At 55.6% G+C, this 15,252-nt stretch carries 11 protein-coding genes; all 11 read right to left on the bottom strand.

From position 1 onward, the window contains the following. Positions 1 to 131: 131 nt before the first annotated feature. The 11 genes from APH41_RS27720 to atpA all read right to left on the bottom strand — a co-directional run bounded on the left by APH41_RS27720 (position 132) and on the right by atpA (position 15,236). Positions 132 to 1,799 carry a TnsD family Tn7-like transposition protein gene (locus APH41_RS27720; RefSeq protein WP_082060923.1) on the bottom strand — a complete coding sequence of 556 codons (1,668 nt, stop codon included), beginning with the start codon at positions 1,797 to 1,799 and terminating at the stop codon, positions 132 to 134. A gap of 17 nt (positions 1,800 to 1,816) precedes the next feature. Next, positions 1,817 to 3,277, bottom strand: a complete 1,461-nt coding sequence (locus APH41_RS00755; RefSeq protein ID WP_019816907.1) for an ATP-binding protein — start codon at positions 3,275 to 3,277, stop codon at positions 1,817 to 1,819. Continuing rightward, positions 3,274 to 5,442 carry a Mu transposase C-terminal domain-containing protein gene (locus APH41_RS00760; RefSeq protein ID WP_019816908.1) on the bottom strand — a complete coding sequence of 723 codons (2,169 nt, stop codon included), beginning with the start codon at positions 5,440 to 5,442 and terminating at the stop codon, positions 3,274 to 3,276. Before APH41_RS00760 ends, APH41_RS00755 begins: the two co-directional genes overlap by 4 nt. Further along, positions 5,439 to 6,293 carry a TnsA endonuclease N-terminal domain-containing protein gene (locus APH41_RS00765; protein WP_019816909.1) on the bottom strand — a complete coding sequence of 285 codons (855 nt, stop codon included), beginning with the start codon at positions 6,291 to 6,293 and terminating at the stop codon, positions 5,439 to 5,441. The genes APH41_RS00760 and APH41_RS00765 overlap by 4 nt, the downstream gene beginning before the upstream one ends. A gap of 282 nt (positions 6,294 to 6,575) precedes the next feature. Then, positions 6,576 to 8,408 carry a glutamine--fructose-6-phosphate transaminase (isomerizing) gene (gene glmS, locus APH41_RS00770; protein ID WP_054917001.1) on the bottom strand — a complete coding sequence of 611 codons (1,833 nt, stop codon included), beginning with the start codon at positions 8,406 to 8,408 and terminating at the stop codon, positions 6,576 to 6,578. Positions 8,409 to 8,418: 10 nt separating this feature from the next. Continuing rightward, entirely contained in the window at positions 8,419 to 9,186 is a 768-nt protein-coding gene (locus APH41_RS00775) for a DeoR/GlpR family DNA-binding transcription regulator (RefSeq protein WP_003195822.1), read from the bottom strand. Between the two features lie 238 nt (positions 9,187 to 9,424). Further along, a complete protein-coding gene (gene glmU, locus APH41_RS00785) occupies positions 9,425 to 10,792 on the bottom strand; it encodes a bifunctional UDP-N-acetylglucosamine diphosphorylase/glucosamine-1-phosphate N-acetyltransferase GlmU (RefSeq protein WP_054917004.1) in 1,368 nt (455 codons plus the stop codon). A 123-nt stretch (positions 10,793 to 10,915) separates the two neighbouring features. After that, complete coding sequence (locus APH41_RS00790) at positions 10,916 to 11,332, bottom strand: F0F1 ATP synthase subunit epsilon (RefSeq protein WP_003195825.1); 417 nt, start codon at positions 11,330 to 11,332, stop codon at positions 10,916 to 10,918. A gap of 44 nt (positions 11,333 to 11,376) precedes the next feature. After that, on the bottom strand, positions 11,377 to 12,753 hold the full coding sequence (gene atpD, locus APH41_RS00795) for a F0F1 ATP synthase subunit beta (protein WP_003195827.1): 1,377 nt from the start codon (positions 12,751 to 12,753) through the stop codon (positions 11,377 to 11,379). A 27-nt stretch (positions 12,754 to 12,780) separates the two neighbouring features. Beyond that, positions 12,781 to 13,641, bottom strand: coding sequence for a F0F1 ATP synthase subunit gamma (atpG, locus tag APH41_RS00800; RefSeq protein WP_003233565.1), 861 nt, complete (start codon positions 13,639 to 13,641; stop codon positions 12,781 to 12,783). Between the two features lie 50 nt (positions 13,642 to 13,691). Beyond that, positions 13,692 to 15,236 (bottom strand): F0F1 ATP synthase subunit alpha, encoded by a 1,545-nt coding sequence (gene atpA, locus APH41_RS00805; protein WP_003195831.1) that lies wholly within the window; start codon positions 15,234 to 15,236, stop codon positions 13,692 to 13,694. Positions 15,237 to 15,252: the final 16 nt, after the last annotated feature.

The raw sequence follows: 15,252 nt of genomic DNA on the forward strand, positions 1-15,252 counted from the left end.
CATGCTGATCGTGATGATCCAGCGTATGCCGGACCTATTCTGGAGGGGAATTTTTTCATTAACAGAAAAATAATGGGTTTATGGTGAATTGATTTAGAACTTTTTAGATGGAGGGGGAATGCCCAGCTGGATTACAGCATGGGTCGAATGCTCGCGACCCTGTAGAGCGAAGAACGTGATACAGCCTTGCCCTCTGAGAGCAATTGGCGTCTAGCCCATCGCAGACGCCTATCGTGAAAGCCTTCGATTGGTTCACATACTTTTTCGAGCATTGCTGCACACAGAGGAAGCTTGCAAAGCTGCTTTTCGAAGCGAGAAAGAACATGAAGCTCCCGACCTATCCTGGTACGCGAAATGCGGACAGGCTTACCCGCAAGAGCATAAAGCGCGTCGGCACACTGACGGACTTCGCCGGCCAGTCTCGCATCGAGGGCAGCGAACATTTCGGTGCTATTTAGACGAGGCGTACGATGGGGGCTTGGGTTTGCAGTTGACTCCGAAAGCCACTGCTTATCGTGGCGATACAGCCACGCATACCCCCTGCATGCATGTGCTTTGTAAAATCGATAATCAGCCTCGAAAGCCGCGCGTCTTGCGCATAGCTCAGTGTGAAATCGTGCCTCCCTCCAAGCATCTTGCCCGCCGGGTACATTTCTGATGTGACGATAGACATACGCTGATGAAACGCCTAGAACGGCAGCGATCTTTTTGGCATCAGCTCCTTCAAGAGCATGTTGCCACACAGCGGCTGACGAACAGTCCAGGCCTTCACCAGGCATCACCGGAGAAAGGCGCGCGTGAAGCCGAATGTGAGCTTTCGGATCACATGCCACCGCCTCTTTCACTGGGCATTGACCATGAAGCAAGCTCACCATTTCAACGCCCAGAGCACCGGCCAATAAAATGTATTTGAGCGGATGGTGAGAGGTTATAGGCGTACGAAGCAGCTTCGTGACCCATGAGGCGGGTGTACCTGCACGAACATCTCCGAGTATAGAAAACTCCCATTCTCGCGGGAGTGCAGCAAAAAAATCGGCCATGTGCTGCGCCAGCATGTGCAGGTGCAAGCGATGGTTATCAGAAGCAAGGTTGAGCTGCGTTGCCCTGTGTAAAAGCGTGAAGCGCACCGCCTCCGCCGACAAAGCAGTGACGTCAGACTCGAGGACCTGAAGTGAGCGCAACGCTATTTCGTGAAGCGGTGGCATGCACCGCAACGGGGTGTCGAGAAGTACTGTGTGTGCTTGCACATTCTCATCATTGGGCAGATTGAGTTGTCGAGAGCTGCGGCTGGACCAGCGAGGATCAAGGATCCTGAGTGACGTACCGTGATGCGGACATACCAGCACGCCTGGAAGCATGTGGACCCTGTGCCAGTAAGCGACTCCCCGTTGAGCCTGATCTTGTGCGATACATTCTGGGCATAACCGCACTCGGGAGGCGAATCCAATACGGCTCGCGTTGACGCCCAGCTTCAACATCAAGCCTTTCCCATCAGCGGTCATCAGCGTCCGAGCGTGTTCGACCTGGCTCATCCTCAAAAACGGCGCATAGTAGGGTAATAATGTGTGGCGCATGAGGACCTCGGCTACCGATAGCTCAGTACCGCTGGGTAGCGCATCGACAAAATCCCCTAAATGACTCGGGAATGCCACATTTTGCGAAAAAGCTGCCGCCGATTTCAGTCCGGCAAATGCTGCTTGGCAATTACGAACACCGCAAAGACGGGCATAACGAGAAATCACGCTGTGCAGCGTCTCGTCGGGAAACGCGGCGGGGAAGAAATGGAGTTTAAGTTGCACTTCACCCCCCCTCCGACTCACGCTTTGTGATACATCGGTGAGAACTCAAACAGGTCCTCGTTGAGCCAGCCCGCAGCGCGCAGAGCGTCGAGGGGAGCGTCATGTTCGCTAAGCGCTTTAGCCTCTGAGTTTTCCACAGCAGTAGCAATCGGCGATGGGTGATCTTTCGCAAAAATGGTCGGAGATGGGTCTACCGGCTTCTCACGGGATACAACGCTTCGAAGCAAGGTGAGGCGATCCTCTCGTGCCAATCCATCGAAAACCATCATTTCGCTCAGCTGATCCTCAATCGGCAGCAAATCGTCAAACTGTCGCATCCGCTTCGGATCACGGCTACGCAGAGCTGAAAGGGCTGGCTTTAGAATCTGCATTTTTGAGTTGCTTACCTTCACCAGGATCTCGGCAGTCAAACACTCCGAGCCACTCTGGACCGCATAACGCTGACTCAATACCAGCAGCTTGACCAGGAAATCCGTGACGCCTTGAGTGTGCTCATACAGCGTGTCAAAAATCTCGTCGGTCAGCTCAGCCGTCTGTTTGCACCACTGATAGCTCCAGAGATTTTCGACCAACAACCGCCACTCCTCATCATCCTTTTCGAATCGTTTGAATTCGAGCGTACCAGCACCACAAACTCGGCGGGCAGTCCGCATGGCTTCTGAGAACAGGCTAATCGTCGAGTTCGTGCCACTGAAAACCACCGGGATACCGATGTTGTTTACCAAGTGCAGGAAAAAATTCAGCATGCTCTCCTTACCACCGGTTTTCGCCAGGTGGAGGTTTTGCAGCTCGTCGATCAACAAGGCGCCGATGAAAAACGTGCTGGCCACCTGCTCCATCTGTTGCAGCGCATCATTGATGTTTCGATGCCGGTAGCGCTTGTGGTAGTCCTTGTCTCCTAGAGCGTCTCCAACCGCATAAAAAAACTGCTGGCAAAATCCAGCCAGCGATCCATCCCGAGGGCAGTCAAGCTTCAGCCATGTGATTTGGGTATGAACAAACTGCTTTCCCTCATAGCGCTCATGACGGATTGTCTGTGGATAAAGGCTCAAGATGGCGTGGAGTGCCGTTGACTTGCCAATGCCGCTCAGGCCGACGACCGTAAACGTTTCTGCAGTGGACTTGAACGCATCGTGGTAACGCTGAGCTCCCGATAAAGAATGCAAATGCCGGACGGTAGCGGGCGACATCGGGTTACGCCCGACATACCCTCGACGGATGAGCAGTGAGAACAGGGCCTCCAGTTCCAGATGTAGCAAGAACGGCTGTACGACGGTTCTCAGCCTGTCGATACAGTGAATTCGAGTGGCTCCTTCGAGCGTCAGCTCTTTCGGATCCACCGGCTGAGGAAAGTTCGAAATCAGTTCAACAGCCGCCGCCTCCGACAATATCGGAGGCAAAGCTTCGATAAGCGGGTTACCCGCATACTCACTAATGTCCTGTCTGACGTAATTGGCAAACGTCTGTGCACCTTTCATTTTGCCTGTCCTGGCCGAATTCTTTTGAGCAAATCGATAACCTGAGCGGTGCGCTCACCGGCATATGAATCATGCGCTTTCTGTGTCGTTTCAGATTGAAGTGAAGCTGGCTCCACCCTGACGCCTTCAGGAACAACCGCATTTTCACGCTCGCGGAGACGTTCTTCTGCGCGGTTCTCGCGGATGTTTCCAGTGGCCTCTGCCTTAGTAGGCGGAGCAGGTTCCTGTTTTCGTTCTGCGAGCGCGTGACTGATGATCTGGTGGACCTGATCGCTAAGCTGCACACGGCTTTCCAGCTCAGCTCGACGGCGAGTAGGCGGTTTTTGGCGATAGGCTTCGAGCAGATCAAAAATCTCGTCCGAGCGATAATTCGCGTAACCGGCATCCGATCGTCGAAGATCACAACGGATAAACTGCTTGGCCTCTCCTTGAATCCAAATGTGTGCCGCAGAGTTCGGATCGAACCAACACTCTATTGACCAAACGCCCCCTTTGCGAGCCTTGGCAAACCAATCTTTCTCTATGGCCATATCACACACGTAGTGCATGCCGCGAAACATCACTCCGCCCTTTTGAACGGTCGCGCGCTCACGCGGTAAAAGGTGGAGATAAACCAGCTCGTCGGGACGTTTGTTGGATTCGATCAGGTCGTTGTCGCAGGCCCAATTCCATATACCGTTAGGCGTAGGTTCTACGCCGTCATTCATCATCGCTTGAGTCAGTCGGTCAGGCTGTCGATGGTGACGGTTATAGTGGAGCACGCAATTGATGAGGATTTGGGTGAACTCTTTGAGGTTCAGCGTGGCATCGAGCCGGTAATCTCGCTCGCCGCGCTCTTTGTCCCGCGCAGCTACCCCGCCAGGTAGCCACCTGATACCCGTCAAATCATTCAAAATGCCAAACCGACTTTCTACCATAGGCTTCCAATCAGGCCGATAAGGTGGGGCAGTGCCCATCTCAATTCCCAACCCTGAGGATAACCCCTCTGCTGCGAGTGACAGCATCTCTCCCCGGTCGGCGTAAATCTGGTGGGGCAGGTGGTGACAATTCCAATCATCTGCATTGATGTCAACGCCGTTCTGAGCGCAGAACTCGACTTTGGAGGTAAACGCGTTGAACAGCGCTTGTCTCGCCCCATTCCAACTAGGGCCCTCCAATCCTACATAGAGACCAGCAATTATTCCGGAGAAACTATCCACTACGATATAAACAACGGGCCGACCAATGAGCATCCGTCTAGAGTAGCTGTTGACCAAATAAATATCGGCAATCGTTGCGTCGATTTCGAACTGATGACAGGGTCCACGCAGCCAATCTCGAACGGTACCTGAAAGCGGACGGCAATCCTTTAACCACCTCCTCAACCCTTTACGGCCACGCTCGGTTTCAATCTCGTCGAAAAAAATCTGTCCCCAATATTGGAACTGCCTCAAGCTGGGGAGTTCTGAACCAGGCAACAAACGAAGCTCTTCTTCACTGTTTTTAGAGATGTCTCGAACAGAGTAGAATCGTCTCAACATTTCGTCATATGCGCTCGAAATAGATGATTTCTTATCTCTTACATAAAGAGCATATCCAACACGGATGCATCGTTTATCAACTGCACTGAGCATCTTGGAAGGCGAAGTAAGAACGCCTTGAAATTTAGGCTTTCGCCCTGGTGGCCTGCTCGGATCATATTTTCTATCGGCAACCCCTACTGCCGTATAATTGTTAAGCAATGAGTTGCGAACTTGACCATAAAACCAATAGCGGTAAAGAAGTCGATAGATCGTTTTCCGCTGGATTCCGAGCTCTGACGCCCGTTTGCTAACAAGTCGGCCTAACTCACCTCGTACAAATATTTGTCCTGGGTATTCAGGATCTAGCAGAGGGGCGATGACGGCCCACTTTTCGTCCCGGCCTTGCTTGGCTCTCTCATCCAACTGTTCCTCAAGCACAAGCATGAACTCGGGCGTGGCAATGGCTGCTGGTTTGGTGTGACCAGACGCTAACGATCGACGAAGCTCCTCCAGACCCACAGCGTATGGCTGCCGGGGTGGGTCAGATAGATCCATCACAACTGCTAAGTCATGCGTTTCATCTTGGTAAAGGAGCCTGGCTATCGTAGCGATGACCGACAGATCGGTTACAGGCTCGAAAACGTCATTAACGAGAACAGTCATGACATTTTCTCCTTCAACGATACTTGGACAGGGCTCGGGGAAACTTCGAAGTCAGGAACTAGACCAGTAAGGTGGAGAGGAGTGTTAACCAAATCTATTTTGAGTGTTTTGTTCCAAACCAGATGAAAGAAAATTGCTTGAGCGTCTATATAGGAAATGGACAGAAGTGATGCTATTTTTCTTAGACAGGTGGCCAAGGTCCACGAATATTCCCGGCTGTTTACCAAGCACTCAATAAAATTCGAATGCAACGGCACTTTCATTAGATCACGCGAGAGCTTCGAGTATCTCCTGACTAGTCCGAGATTTTTTATAAAATCTCGTGTAAAAAACTCGTCTGTTACGATTTTCCAATCTACACCTTGGCTTTCCCAAAAACGCTTTTCAATTTCAAGTTTTTCAAGCGTTCTTTTACTTCCATTGCCAATTAAATCGGAACGATACTTCACCGTCCTAGCTACCGATTTGAAGTTTCCGCTCGGGTCCTTAACAGTTAACAGGAAGTCTGTTGTCATCACATAAGGCAGTGTTGTTCTAGGGTATCTTGGATAGCGTACATCGATCGCCGACGCTATCGCTTGCGCACGCTCTGTGGGTAGTAAAGGGTATTGCTCCCGTATATCCACGACGTCTTCAGAAAATTCACACACAAGGAAGTACGAACGCTCGAGATCTGACAGGAGGTGATGAATCCTCTCGATCTTCACGCCTTGAATCTTGTGCGAACGACCTATCGACGGGACATCTTGTACCCGCAGCCAAGGCACGTAGCTTGCCCCGGCGCCTTCGCCAAATCCATTTGCAATGTGCCGTTCAATGTCCTGCTGTGATGCAAACTTACGACCTCGCAACCCACGCCTCCTCAGTCGATGCGGACCGCTTCACCTCGCGCCGAGAAAAAGTCGTAGAAGGACACGACCGGCAAAGCGGCCGTATACAAAACGTTTTCTAGACTACACCCGCTGAAAGTTGAAGCGATGATTCCAGACCAAAGGGAAAGCCTGGAAAGGAAAACCCCCGTAGATACGGGGGTTTGAGCCTTGTGTCAATCTATGTTCGCCAGTGTCAAACTTTATTGTTTTGTGTCAATCTTTATTGTTAAAAACCACCCCTATTGGGTACGTCAGTAAGGCTTATTCCACCGTCACCGACTTCGCCAGATTACGCGGCTGGTCAACGTCGGTGCCTTTGAGCACGGCCACGTAGTACGACAGCAACTGCAGCGGGATGGTGTAGAGGATCGGCGACAGCGTGTCGTGGATATGCGGCATGTTGATGACGTGGGTGCCTTCACCGTTAGTCATGCCGGCTTTTTCATCTGCGAAAACGATCAGTTGGCCGCCACGGGCGCGTACTTCCTGCAGGTTGGATTTGAGCTTCTCCAGCAGTTCGTTGTTCGGCGCCACGGTAACCACTGGCATGTCGTCGTCCACCAGGGCCAATGGGCCGTGCTTCAGTTCGCCGGCCGGGTAGGCTTCGGCGTGGATGTACGAGATCTCCTTGAGTTTCAGCGAGCCTTCCATCGCCACCGGGTACTGCGCGCCACGGCCGAGGAACAGGGTGTGGTTCTTGTCAGCGAACAGCTCGGCGACTTTTTCCACGGTGCTGTCCATGGCCAAGGCTTCACCCAGGCGGGTCGGCAGGCGACGCAGTTCTTCCACCAGGGTGGCTTCGACACCTTCGGCGAGGGTGCCGCGCACTTGGCCCAAGGACAGGGTCAGCAGCAACAGGCCCACCAGTTGGGTGGTGAAGGCTTTGGTGGAGGCCACGCCGATTTCGCGACCGGCCTGGGTCAGCAGGGTCAGGTCGGATTCACGCACCAGGGAGCTGATGCTGACGTTGCAGATCGCCAGACTGCCGAGGAAGCCCAGCTCCTTGGCGTTGCGCAAGGCAGCCAGGGTGTCGGCGGTTTCACCGGACTGGGAGATGGTCACGAACAGGGTGTCGGGCTGCACCACCACCTTGCGGTAGCGGAACTCGCTGGCGACTTCGACCTGGCAGGGGATGCCGGCCAGTTCTTCCAACCAGTAACGCGCCACCATACCGGCGTGGTAGCTGGTGCCACAGGCGACGATTTGCACATTGCGCACTTTGGCGAACAGTTCGGCGGCTTGCGGGCCGAAAGCGTTCACCAATACTTGGTTCTGGCTCAGGCGACCTTCCAGGGTGCGCTGTACCACGGATGGTTGCTCGTGGATTTCCTTGAGCATGAAGTGGCGGAACTCGCCTTTGTCGGCGGCTTCGGCACCGTCGCGGTATTGCACGGCTTCGCGCTCGACGGACTGACCATTCACATCCCAGATCTGCACGCTTTCACGGCGGATGTCGGCAATGTCGCCTTCTTCCAGATACATGAAGCGGTCGGTCACTTGGCGCAGGGCCAGTTGGTCAGAGGCAAGGAAGTTCTCGCCCAGGCCCAGGCCGATCACCAATGGGCTGCCACTGCGTGCGGCAACCAGGCGGTCAGGCTGGCTGGCGCTGATCACGGCCAGGCCGTAGGCGCCATGCAGTTCCTTGACCGTGGCCTTGAGGGCGGTGGTCAGGTCGCTGTGATCCTTGAGCTTGTGGTTGAGCAGGTGGGCGATCACTTCGGTGTCGGTGTCCGAGGTGAAGACGTAGCCCAGGCCCTTGAGTTGTTCACGCAGCACTTCATGGTTTTCGATAATGCCGTTGTGCACCACGGCCAGGTCGCCGGAGAAGTGCGGGTGAGCGTTACGCTCGCACGGTGCACCGTGGGTGGCCCAACGGGTGTGGGCAATGCCCAGGCGGCCTGCCAGCGGCTCACCGGCCAGGGCTTGGTCCAGTTCGCTGACCTTACCCGGGCGGCGCATGCGCTCCAGCTTGCCGGCGTTGGTGAAGACGGCCACACCGGCGCTATCGTAGCCGCGGTATTCGAGGCGCTTGAGGCCTTCGATCAGGATGGCAGTAACGTTACGTTCGGCGACTGCGCCAACAATTCCACACATGGTGTTTCTCCTAGATGATTGCCGCGCATATCAGCGTAATGCCGCGGGCTTGGATCTGGTCGCGGGCCTCGAGCGGCAGGCGATCATCGGTAATAAGGGTATGGACGCTGCTCCAGGGCAGTTCCAGGTTGGGAATCTTGCGGCCGATCTTGTCGGATTCGACCATCACCACCACTTCACGGGCGACCTCGGCCATCACACGGCTCAAGCCCAGCAGTTCGTTGAAGGTAGTGGTACCGCGCTGCAGGTCGATGCCATCGGCACCGATGAACAGCTGGTCAAAGTCATAGGAACGCAGCACCTGCTCAGCGACCTGGCCCTGGAACGAATCCGAATGTGGGTCCCAGGTACCCCCGGTCATCAACAGCACCGGCTCGTGTTCCAATTCGCTCAAGGCGCGGGCCACGTTCAGGGAGTTGGTCATCACCACCAGGCCCGGCTGATGGCCCAGTTCGGGGATCATCGCGGCGGTAGTGCTGCCGCTGTCGATGATGATGCGCGCATGTTCACGCAAACGCTTCACGGCCGCACGGGCGATGGCGCGCTTGTAGGCCGAGATGGGCTGGGCAGCGTCGCCCACCAGCTCTTGGGGCATAGTGATTGCACCGCCGTAGCGACGCAGGAGCAAGCCGTTACTTTCGAGGGCAGCAAGGTCCTTGCGGATGGTCACTTCCGAAGTTTCGAAATGTTTGGCCAACTCGTCCACGCTGACTTCGCCCTGCTCGTTGAGCAAGGTGAGGATATTGTGGCGTCGCTGGGGGGTGTTTCGTTTCGACATGGTAGTGATAAGTTTCGTTTCGAAAGATAACGAAGGCAATCAAAACCTATTGGGGAAAGATCGTCAAGAGGCGGAAGGCATTTTTGTAGAGCTTTCGGGCATGCCACTAAACAACTGTGGGAGCTGGCTTGCCTGCGATAGCTGCGTGTCAGGCGACATCATGATGAATGTCAGACCGCTATCGCAGGCAAGCCAGCTTCCACAGGAGTGAGTCTCAACCTATCGAGTTGTGGATAACTCAGCTCTTTTTGATCTTGACTGGGCGTTTCCAGCCGTCGATGTTGCGTTGGCGGGCGCGGGCAACGGCCAGTTGGGACTTATCCACATCCTGGTTGATGGTCGAGCCCGCTGCGGTGTTGGAACCATCACCGATGGTCACGGGAGCAACCAGCGAGTTATTGGACCCGATGAACACGTCTTCACCAATGGTGGTCTGGTACTTGTTGGCACCGTCATAGTTGCAGGTGATGGTGCCAGCGCCGATGTTGGTGCGTGCGCCGATGACGGCATCCCCCAGATAAGTCAGGTGGCCGACTTTGGCGCCTTCGCCGAGGTGAGCGTTCTTCAGTTCGACAAAGTTACCCACATGGGCCTTGGCCCCCAACTCGCTACCCGGACGCAAGCGCGCAAACGGCCCGGCATCGCTGCCCTCACCCATCACTGCACCGTCGATATGGCTGTTGGCCTTGACCACCACGCCTTTGCGCAAGGTGCTGTCCTTGATCACGCAGTTCGGACCGATGACCACACCGTCTTCAATGATCACGCGGCCTTCGAGGATCACATTGATATCGATCAGGACGTCGCGGCCCACCGTGACTTCGCCACGTACATCGAAACGCGCCGGGTCTCGCAGGGTCACGCCCTGGGCCATCAGGCGCAGGCCTTCGCGCAGTTGATAGTGACGTTCCAGCTCTGCCAGTTGTTTGCGGTCGTTGGCGCCCTGCACTTCCATCGGATGGTGGGGCTGCTCGGTGGCGACCAGCAGGCCATCGCTGACGGCCATCTCGATGACGTCTGTGAGGTAATACTCGCCTTGGGCATTGTTGTTGGACAGGCGGCTCATCCAGTCGGCGAGCTTGTTGGCGGGCACGGCGAGAATGCCGGTATTGCCTTCAGTAATCGCGCGCTGGGCTTCGCTGGCATCTTTGTGTTCAACGATGGCAGCCACCTTGCCGTCGGCGTTGCGCACAATGCGGCCGTAGCCCGTAGGGTCATCCAGCTCAACGGTCAGCAGGCCCATCTGGCCAGGCACCACGTGCTTGAGCAGGCGTTGCAAGGTTTCCACTTCAATCAGCGGGACATCGCCGTAGAGGATCAATACCGTGTCCGCAGTGATGAAAGGCACAGCCTGCGCGGTCGCGTGGCCGGTGCCCAGTTGCTTGTCTTGCAATACGAAATTCAGATCGTCCGCAGCCAGACGCTCACGGACCACGTCGGCACCGTGGCCAATCACCACATGAATACGTTGTGGGTCCAACTGGCGGGCACTGTGGATAACATGGCCCAGCATGGAGTTGCCGGCAACCGGATGCAGTACCTTGGGCAGGGCTGAACGCATGCGGGTGCCCTGGCCTGCGGCGAGAATGACGATTTCAAGAGACATGAATGGCTACCAATCCTGGGCGGTCCGGGTTCAGACCAAAGAAGTGTTTTGCAAAAAAAGAAAAAGGGTAGCCGAGGCTACCCTTTTTAATCAATCACGCATGAAACAAAACGGCGACGCCGCTTACTTCTTGCGGATCTGCTGGAGAGTACGCAGCTGGGCTGCGGCCTCGGCCAGACGGACTGCAGCAGCGCTGTAGTCGAAGTCTGCGCCTTTTTCGTTCAGCGCCTTCTCGGCAGCCTTGACGGCTTCCTGAGCGGAGGCTTCATCCAGGTCGCCAGCACGTTGCACGGTGTCGGCAAGTACCTTGACCATGTTCGGCTGAACCTCGAGGAAACCACCGGAGATGTAAAACACCTCACGTTCCCCGCCTTGCTTGGTCAGAGTGATCGGACCTGGCTTCAAGCTTGTGATCAGCGGGGCGTGACCCATGGCGATACCAAGATCACCCAGGTCACCGTGCGCTGTTACAAACTCGACCAGACCGGAGAAAATTTCTCCTTCCGCGCTGACGATATCGCAATGGACTGTCATAGCCATCTGATTGCCTCAACCTGATGAGCGCCCGTTTCCGGGCGCCAGGATTACAGTTTCTTGGCTTTCTCGATCGCTTCTTCGATGCCGCCGACCATGTAGAACGCTTGTTCTGGCAGGTGGTCGTAGTCACCGTTGAGGATGCCTTTGAAGCCAGCAATGGTGTCTTTCAGGGAAACGTATTTACCCGAGGCACCGGTGAAGACTTCAGCCACGAAGAACGGCTGCGACAAGAAACGCTGGATCTTACGAGCACGGTTTACCAACTGCTTGTCGGCTTCCGACAGCTCGTCCATACCCAGGATCGCAATGATGTCCTTCAGTTCTTTGTAACGCTGCAGCACGTACTGAACACCGCGAGCGGTGTCGTAGTGCTCCTGGCCGATCACGTTCGGGTCCAGCTGGCGCGAAGTCGAGTCGAGTGGATCGACCGCTGGGTAGATACCCAGGGAAGCGATGTCACGGGACAGAACGACGGTGGCGTCCAAGTGGGCGAAGGTGGTGGCTGGCGACGGGTCGGTCAAGTCATCCGCAGGTACGTATACCGCTTGGATCGAGGTGATCGAACCTTCCTTGGTCGAAGTGATACGCTCTTGCAGAACGCCCATCTCTTCAGCCAGGGTCGGCTGGTAACCTACTGCCGAAGGCATACGGCCCAGCAGTGCGGATACTTCAGTACCGGCCAGGGTGTAACGGTAGATGTTGTCGACGAACAGCAGAACGTCGTTACCTTCGTCACGGAACTTCTCGGCCATGGTCAGGCCAGTCAGGGCTACGCGCAGACGGTTTCCCGGCGGCTCGTTCATCTGACCGTAAACCAGTGCCACTTTGTCCAGAACGTTGGAGTCCTTCATCTCGTGGTAGAAGTCGTTACCCTCACGAGTACGCTCACCAACACCTGCGAACACGGAATAACCGCTGTGCTCGATGGCGATGTTACGGATCAGTTCCATCATGTTTACGGTCTTGCCAACACCGGCACCACCGAACAGACCGACTTTACCGCCTTTGGCGAACGGGCAAACCAAGTCGATGACCTTGATGCCGGTTTCCAGCAGGTCGTTGCCGCCCGCTTGTTCTGCGAACGAAGGTGCTGCGCGGTGAATGCCCCAGCGCTCTTCGGTGGCAATCGGGCCAGCTTCGTCGATCGGGTTGCCCAGTACGTCCATGATCCGGCCCAGAGTCGCTTTACCGACCGGTACGGAGATGGCAGCGCCAGTGTCGACAACGTCCAGACCGCGCTTCAAGCCTTCGGTGGAACCCATCGCAATGGTACGAACTACGCCGTCGCCCAGCTGCTGCTGAACTTCCAGGGTAGTTTCCGCGCCTTGTACTTTCAGCGCGTTGTAGATGCTCGGTACGCTGTCGCGTGGAAATTCCACGTCGATAACGGCGCCGATGATTTGAACGATACGTCCGCTACTCATAGCTGGATCCTCTGAATATTTGAACCGTTAAACCGCGGCAGCGCCGCCGACGATTTCCGAGATCTCTTGGGTGATCGCAGCCTGACGCGCCTTGTTGTAGATCAGCTGCAAATCGCTGATCAGATCACCGGCGTTATCGGTAGCGTTTTTCATCGCGATCATCCGCGCCGCTTGTTCAGCTGCGTTGTTCTCGACCACCGCCTGGTACACCTGCGACTCCACGTAGCGCACCATCAAGCCGTCAAGCAGCTCTTTGGCGTCTGGTTCGTAGAGGTAGTCCCAGTGGTGCTTGAGTTCCTGATCCGGAGTCGCCACCAGTGGAATCAATTGCTCCACGGTTGGCTGCTGGGTCATGGTGTTGATGAACTTGTTGGATACCACGGAGAGGCGGTCAATACGGCCTTCCAGGTACGCATCCAGCATCACCTTCACACTGCCGATCAAATCATTGATCGACGGCTCTTCACCCAGGTGGCTGATAGCTGCAACGACGTTACCGCCGAAGTTGCGGAAAAAGGCCGCACCCTTGCTACCAACAACACACAGATCAATCTCGACGCCGTTTTCGCGGTTTACCGCCATGTCCTTGACCAGGGCCTTGAACAGGTTGGTATTCAGACCACCGCACAAACCACGGTCACTGCTCACTACCACATAACCCACACGCTTGACGGCGCGGTCGATCATGAACGGGTGGCGGTATTCCGGGTTGGCGTTGGCCAGATGCCCAATTACCTGGCGGATACGCTCCGCATAAGGACGGCTAGCAGCCATGCGCATTTGTGCCTTGCGCATTTTGCTGACCGCCACTTTTTCCATGGCGCTGGTAATTTTTTGCGTGCTTTTGATGCTCGCAATCTTACTGCGAATCTCTTTTGCGCCTGCCATGTAACACCTATCAGGTTAGCAAGCGGGAGCCTTGCGGCTCCCGCTGCGGCTTACCAGGTTTGGGTGGCCTTGAACTTCTCGATACCGGCTTTCATGCCAGCGTCGATATCGTCATTGAAGTCACCCTTCACGTTGATCTTCGCCATCAATTCGGCGTGATCGCGGTTGAAGTAAGCAATCAGCGCTTGTTCAAAGCTGCCGACCTTGGCGATTTCAACGTCGGTCAGGAACCCACGCTCAGCGGCATACAGCGACAACGCCATGTCAGCGATCGACATTGGGGCGTATTGCTTCTGCTTCATCAGCTCGGTAACGCGCTGACCATGCTCAAGTTGCTTACGGGTCGCTTCGTCCAGGTCAGAAGCGAACTGGGCGAATGCCGCCAGTTCACGATACTGAGCCAGAGCGGTACGGATACCACCGGAGAGCTTCTTGATGATCTTGGTCTGAGCGGCACCACCCACACGGGATACCGAAACACCGGCGTTCACTGCAGGGCGGATGCCCGAGTTGAACATGGCCGATTCCAGGAAGATCTGACCGTCGGTGATGGAAATCACGTTGGTCGGAACGAACGCGGAAACGTCGCCAGCCTGGGTTTCGATGATCGGCAGTGCGGTCAGGGAACCGGTTTTGCCGGTCACTGCGCCGTTGGTGAACTTCTCTACGTATTCTTCCGAAACGCGGGATGCGCGCTCCAGCAGACGGGAGTGGAGATAGAACACGTCGCCTGGGTAAGCTTCACGGCCTGGTGGACGGCGCAGCAGCAGGGAAATCTGGCGGTAAGCCACTGCTTGCTTGGACAGATCGTCATAAACGATCAGCGCGTCTTCACCGCGGTCGCGGAAGAATTCACCCATGGTGCAACCGGAGTACGGTGCCAGGAATTGCAGCGCAGGAGATTCCGAAGCACTGGCAGCCACGATGATCGTGTTGGCCAGGGCGCCGTTTTCTTCCAGCTTGCGAACTACGTTGGCGATGGTCGATTGCTTCTGACCGATGGCTACGTAGACGCAGAAAATGCCGCTGTCTTTCTGGTTGATGATCGCGTCGATGGCCAGAGCGGTTTTACCGATCTGACGGTCACCGATGATCAGCTCACGCTGGCCACGGCCGACCGGGATCATGGCATCGACAGCCTTGTAGCCAGTCTGTACAGGCTGGTCTACCGACTTACGCCAGATCACGCCTGGAGCAACTTTCTCGACCGCGTCGGTCTCGGTGTTGCCCAGTGGACCTTTACCGTCAACAGGGTTACCCAGTGCGTCGACTACGCGACCCAGCAGTTCCTTACCAACCGGAACTTCCAGGATGCGGCCTGTGCACTTGGCGCTCATGCCTTCAGCCAGACTGGTGTATGCGCCCAATACAACTGCACCTACGGAGTCTTGCTCCAGGTTGAGGGCCATACCGTAGACGCCGCCCGGAAACTCGATCATCTCGCCGTACATTACGTCGGCCAGACCGTGAATCCGCACGATGCCGTCAGATACGCTGACGACAGTGCCTTCGTTACGGGCTTGGGAGGTCACATCGAGCTTGTCGATGCGGCCCTTGATAATTTCACTTATTTCGGAAGGATTGAGTTGCTGCATTGCTCTGCTGCCCCTT

Source organism: Pseudomonas sp. NBRC 111138, assembly GCF_001320835.1.
Lineage (GTDB): Bacteria > Pseudomonadota > Gammaproteobacteria > Pseudomonadales > Pseudomonadaceae > Aquipseudomonas > Aquipseudomonas paracarnis.